3 protein-coding genes are annotated in these 5081 nt (G+C 65.5%); all 3 read left to right on the top strand.

The genetic code is table 11. The features are described from left to right. The coding region (locus WEG36_04220) for an acylphosphatase (GenBank protein ID MEX1256806.1) at window positions 1-222 on the top strand (222 nt) is incomplete at its 5' end. Then, window positions 219-2096, top strand: a complete 1878-nt coding sequence (mnmG, locus tag WEG36_04215; protein ID MEX1256805.1) for a tRNA uridine-5-carboxymethylaminomethyl(34) synthesis enzyme MnmG — start codon at window positions 219-221, stop codon at window positions 2094-2096. The genes WEG36_04220 and mnmG, both read left to right, overlap by 4 nt. Window positions 2097-2923: 827 nt before the next feature. After that, window positions 2924-5081 (top strand): Ig-like domain-containing protein (locus WEG36_04210; protein MEX1256804.1); only part of this gene is annotated, 2158 nt, incomplete at its 3' end.

The following is a 5081-nucleotide window of genomic DNA, read 5'->3' as shown; positions in this document are numbered from 1 at the left end:
TTTCGTTGGTGGACGGTTCGGACCGCCGAGTCGCTGGGGCTCCGGGGTTGGGTGCGAAATCGTCCCGACGGCGCCGTTGAGGTGCACTTCGCGGGCTCCCGGGAAGTCGTGGAGCGGATGGAGGCGGCGCTAGGCCATGGCCCCGGGGGAGCGCGGGTGGATCGCGTTGCGGGTCACGGGGAAGCGTCGGCGCTCCCGGAACAGGGCTTCGAAATCCGATGACACAGGCATATGACGTGATCGTGGTGGGGGGTGGGCACGCCGGAATCGAGGCGGCCGCGGCTTCCGCGCGCCTCGGCGTGCGGACACTCCTCGTCACGCCGGACCTCTCCCGAATCGGACAGATGAGTTGCAATCCGGCGATCGGCGGGGTTGCGAAGGGGGTGGTGGCCCGGGAGGTGGACGCCCTCGGGGGAGTGATGGGGCGGGCGACGGACGCCTCACGAATCCACTTCCGGATGCTGAATCGCTCGAAGGGTCCCGCCGTCTGGAGCCCGCGGGCACAATGCGACCGGGGTCTCTATCCTCGAGCGGTGCGAAGGATTCTGGACGATCTCGAACAACTCGACCTCTTCCAGGAGATGGTTTCCGGGCTTTGGATGGAGGGGGAGCGAGTCGGAGGGGTCGTCACACGCGGAGGCCTGTGTTTTTCGGCGAGTGCGATCGTCGTGACTGCCGGGACCTTCCTCCGTGGGAAGATTCATGTGGGAGGCGAGGCGGGGATCGAGGCGGGAAGGGCCGGTGAGGCGCCCTCCGTGGAGCTTGCGGAAGCGCTGGAGGCGAAGGGGCTCGAAATGGCCCGGTTCAAGACCGGCACGCCTCCTCGAGTGGACGGCCGTACCGTGGACTTTTCCAAGGTAGAAGTCCAGGCGGGGGACTCGCAGGACTACCGGTTCTCCGCCTATGTGGAGGAGAGGGTCCCCGAGCAGAGGGTCTGCTGGATCACCTGGACCGGAGAGGGGCTGAAGCGCGTCGTCCAGGAGAACCTGGGGCGGAGCGCCCTCTATGGGGGCGAGATCTCGGGCCGGGGGCCGCGGTATTGTCCCTCGATCGAAGATAAGATCGTGAAGTTTCCGACGGCCGCGCGGCACCAGGTCTTCCTCGAGCCGGAGGGGCTCGAGACCACGGAGCTCTATGTGAACGGCCTCTCGACCTCCCTTCCGGCCGACGTTCAGGAGGCCTTCATCCGAACGGTCCCGGGCCTCGAGGACGCCCGCATCACGAAGCTCGGCTACGCCATCGAGTACGACTACTTCCCGCCCCACCAGCTGCGGCACACCCTCGAAGTCCGCGCCGTCCCCGGGCTTTTTTTCGCCGGCCAGATCAATGGCACGACGGGATACGAAGAGGCCGCGGGACAGGGAGTCGTGGCCGGGGCCAACGCCGCGCTCCAGGTTCTCGACCGAGAGCCCTTCATTCTGGAGCGGGATCAGGCGTACATCGGAGTCCTCGTGGACGACCTCGTCACGAAGGGGGTGGACGAGCCGTATCGCCTCTTCACCTCACGAGCGGAGTTCCGGCTTCTTCTTCGTCAGGACAACGCCCCCGAGCGCCTCGGCCCGCTCGCGAGAAAGAATGGGCTTCTCCTCGAGGGTCAGGAGGCGGCCCTCGAAGGACGGTTGAACCGCCGGAGTGAGCTGCTCGACTGGTTCCGCTCGACCAAACTCCATCCCGAGGCCGTGAATCCGCTTCTGAGGGCGGCCGGGAGCGCCGAAGTGGCCCGACCGGCGCGGGGAGAGGAATTGCTTCGGCGTCCGGGTGTCCGGGCCCTCGATCTCGCGGAGGCCGGAGGCGCGCCCTTCGGGAAACACGAGGAGCAGCTCACGGCGGTCGAAGTCGAGGTGAAGTACGCCGGATATGTGCTCAGGGAAGGGGAGCGGGCCCAGCGACTCCGGGCGCAAGCCGAGTTCTTGCTCGCCGAGGACCTCGCTTACGGCGAATTCGTGACTCTCTCCCGTGAGGCCCGGGACAAGTTGGCTCGGGTCCGCCCCCAGAATCTGGCGCAGGCGGGGAGGATTCCGGGTGTTTCGCCGGCCGACCTGCAGAACCTCGTGTTGGAGGTGCGGAAGAGGGCAAAGGGGGCGCGCCGGAGTTAACACGAAGTCGAGTTCTTGTTCGTGTGTTACGCCCGGCTTGGGATCGGAGGGCGCCCTCTCCACGAGGCGATTGATCCCGAGGGTCTATACAAACCATCCAAAACACTTGCCGGCAGGTCACATCCGTCCGTTCCGGCCGGGGCACGATCTGTTGTAAGTCTCAGTCCACCAAAGAATTGCAGCAGTAATCATACGACTGCACAGGCTGGTATGGCCTTCCGGAGCATCGGCTGATTCCACTAGGGGTGAACCACAGCGACCCAAACGGACGAGCCGCTCCCAATGAGGCTCGAACTCTGTGGCGGGGACGCCACGAAAATTCGTTCTGACTTCTGGTCTCGAAAACCGGGAACCGTGATCTGCCCGCGGGTTCGGTTCCGCCCGCCGGCAGCCGCTCGGTCGCATTCGGATTTCCCTTTTAATTCCTTAAGAAACGCCCGTCGCCGGACCTGAAGCCTGGGGGTCGGAGATCGGCGTGATCTTCCCTGCCGTGAACGGCCTCGACTCCCCTGCGGCGGCCAGGTGCAAACTCCACGAAAACAGTGCGCGAAGTTCGGAAGTCATTTCTGAAACGGCGCCCTCTCGGGTGTCCCCCCGCTTTCGCTCCCCTTAAGAGTTTTTGGCTTAACCAAGCCATTTGAGGCCGCTGCAGGTCGGGCGGCTCCCTCTGGGTTCATTGTTTGCCCTCTCCACACGTGAGGCAAGGAAGCGCCGCAGGAGCTCAGCACCTGCTGCAACTATCCAACACGAATACACCGCCAATCGGGTCGAAGTCCAAGCGCGACAGGCTCTGAAGCCCGGCCTTGGCTGAAAGGAATAAGATGAAGGTGCATAGACCGAAGGCTAAAAGTGATCGCCTGCGGGTGCGCAGCGGGTGGAAGGGCGCGCCCCGGGCGACTTCGACGACGGCCTGGGCGTTTCTCGCCCTGGCCCTCGCCTCCTGCAACTCTTCCGCTACCGGACCCACCCTGCTCGACCAGGACGCGCTCGAGTTCAATGTTGTTGACGGCGTCGTTGACGGTGTCGTCGGTGAGACCGCGGATGATGCGGTGCGAGTGCTGGTTACAGACAATATTGGAAGACCGGTTCCAAATGTGGCGGTGGACTTCGCCCTCGGTGCGGGTGGCGGGTCGGTCGCTCCCTTGCAGGCCGTGACCGGATCAAACGGTGTCGCGGAGGCGGTTTGGACCTTCGGCGAGCGCGCCGGCCAGCAGGTGCTCGAGGCGAGCATTCAGGACAACAGATCTCGATGGAATCGGCGCAAAGTAGAGATCCGTGTCCGAGCCCGGGCGAGTACGCCCGACGTCGTGTTTGTCTCGCCGAGCGCGGCTTCGATGGAAGTAGGATCGACCCGCCAGTTGGTGGCCCAGGTCGTGGACCGATATGGAAACTTGGTTCCAGATGTTGCACTGACTTGGAGTAGCTCCAGTCTCACACGAGCGAGTGTGGATGGGGCGGGAAGCGTCGTCGCGGTCGGGACGGGATCCGTGACGATTACTGCGGAGGTGAACTCTGCCACCGGCTCGGCAGCCTTCGGCGGGGTCGCACAGGCAGCCGCGCCAACGATCAAGGGATGGGCGACCATTACGATCACTTCGCGGCCTCCGCCACCCGTGGACGAGCCGGGAGAGGGTGGGGGGACCATCCCGCCTACCGAACCGCAACCGGAGCCCCAGCCGGAGCCCGAGCCACAGCCGGAACCCGAGCCGCAGCCGGAGCCCGAGCCACAGCCGGAGCCACAGCCGGAACCCGAGCCGGAACCCGAGCCGGAGCCGGAGCCGGAGCCCGAACCTGAGCCCGAGCCCGAACCTGAGCCCGAGCCCGAACCACAGCCGGAGCCCGAACCACAGCCGGAGCCCGAACCGGAACCTTCCGCGCCGGCCCCGACCGGGATTCCCGGTCAGGTCACCGATCTCAGGGTCACGTTGGTGACGACGAGCTCGGTCACGCTACGCTTTACGCAGGTTGACGATGGCACCGGAAACCCCGCCAAGTCGCAGGTTCGCTACCGGACCACGCCGATGGGATGGGGGTGGGGAGGTGCTTCACCCGTGACGCAGGGCACCTGCTCGGGGGTCGTTACGGGCGCCGCAATCGGAAGCACGGTGACCTGCACTGTCCAGGGCCTCAATCCCGGCACCAGCTACGACTTCCAGATGGTTTCCTACCGGGGTTCCTTGGACACCGGCGGGGCGGTCTTCGGGCAGCTTTCCGTGGTCCCCACCGGGGTAACGGTGTCGGCTCCGTCGGTCGGAACGGTTGCTATCTCGCCGGACGGGGGTACCATTGTCGTCGGCTCGACGCTCCAGCTGAGCGCAGTGGCCAAGGACGCGCAGGGGAACACTGTCTCCAATCCTGGCCTGACCTGGGGGAGCCTGTCGAGCAATGTGGCATCCGTGACGAGCTTGGGACGCGTGACAGCAAACTCTGCGGGAACGGCGCTGATCGTGGTGTCAGCCGTCTGTTGCGGCGCGGACACAGTCCTAATCACTGTGCAGGCGGCCCAGACTCCTCCTCCTCCGCCAGCGATCGGTACGATCGAGATCACCCCGGACGGCGGAACGATTGTCGGGATCGGCTCGACCTTGCAGTTGAGCGCGACGGCCCGGGACGGGAACGGAAACGTGGTTTCCAATCCGGGACTCTCCTGGACGAGCCTTTCCAGTCTCATCGGGAGCGTGAGCCCGACCGGTCTCGTTATGGGGAACGCCGCGGGGACGGTGCGGATCGTGGTGTCGGCAAGCTGCTGCAGCGCGGACACCGTTACGGTCAACGTACAACAGGCCGCGGCACTCCCGCCCACTCCGGCGTCGGGGGTTTGGTTCGAGGAGACGTGGGCGGGGTACTCGTCCCTCCCCCAGTACGGTTCCGCGCCGGGGATCCATTGGGCCCAGAACTCGACGATCGAGACCGGGACCCTCTTCGATGGATCCACGGGCCGATTCGTCCGGTCTAGGTACCCTGGGAACGGTGGAGATGGGACCG

The organism is Gemmatimonadota bacterium (assembly GCA_040882465.1).
In the GTDB taxonomy this organism is placed as follows: Bacteria; Gemmatimonadota; Gemmatimonadetes; order Longimicrobiales; family Gaopeijiaceae; genus JBBEBG01.
This window is presented reverse-complemented; position numbering and strand designations above follow the sequence as displayed.

Bases quoted from the DNA above. Each gene is read 5' to 3' on its own strand.
- mnmG (MEX1256805.1), top strand. From the start codon at position 219: ATGACACAGGCATATGACGTGATCGTGGTGGGGGGTGGGCACGCCGGA.